This is a genomic window from Alcanivorax sp. HI0044, from assembly GCF_001634945.1.
This window is the reverse complement of sequence record NZ_LWEZ01001884.1, coordinates 1-621: the sequence shown is the minus strand read 5'-3', so window position 1 is coordinate 621 and position 621 is coordinate 1. Positions and strand designations below refer to the sequence as shown.

Below are 621 nucleotides of genomic sequence, written 5' to 3'. Positions count from 1 at the left end.
GGGGTGAGTACCACATCGTACTGGTTAAATACTTCTGCGTAGCGGGCCTGGCTCTGGCGAAGCTGGCGCAGCATGCCCGGGGTTTTCAGGAAGCGTTGACGGTAATAGCGGGCCAGACCCTGCGAAAGCGGGTCCAGCTGCTGGCCATCGAACCCTTGAGGGAACAGGGCGCGGCCGAATTTGCTGACAAAGAAAGCGAGCATGGCCCAGTAAAGCAGGAAATCGTCTACAAACCGCTGGGGCAGGTCGATGCGGGCCATTTCTACATGGTGGCCCAGATCAGACAGCTGTTTGGCGGTGGCTTCTACGGCGGCGCGGGGTTGCGGGCAAGTGGGGTCGCCGGCGATGGAGTCCACCATCAGGCCGATGCGTCGCCGCTGTTTGCCGGGGCCGGTGACGTGCCCAACAGCGGGTAGCTTGCGGTTGCGGTAGTACTTTTCGGCTTCAGCGAAGAAGTTGGCGGTGTCGCGCACGCTGCGCGTGAGCACGCCATCGCTGATGATGTTCACTGGCAAGGCTTTGGCGGCTTCCTGGGTGACCAGGCGCCCACGGGTGCTTTTCAGGCCCACCAGGCCGCAGACGGCGGCGGGGATGCGAATGGAGCCGCCGCCGTCGTTGCCG

At 63.6% G+C, this 621-nt stretch carries 1 protein-coding gene; it reads right to left on the bottom strand.

The window, feature by feature from the left end; translation table 11 throughout:
• On the bottom strand, positions 1-621 hold a 621-nt coding region (locus A3730_RS28180), incomplete at both ends, for an amidase family protein (protein ID WP_255364331.1).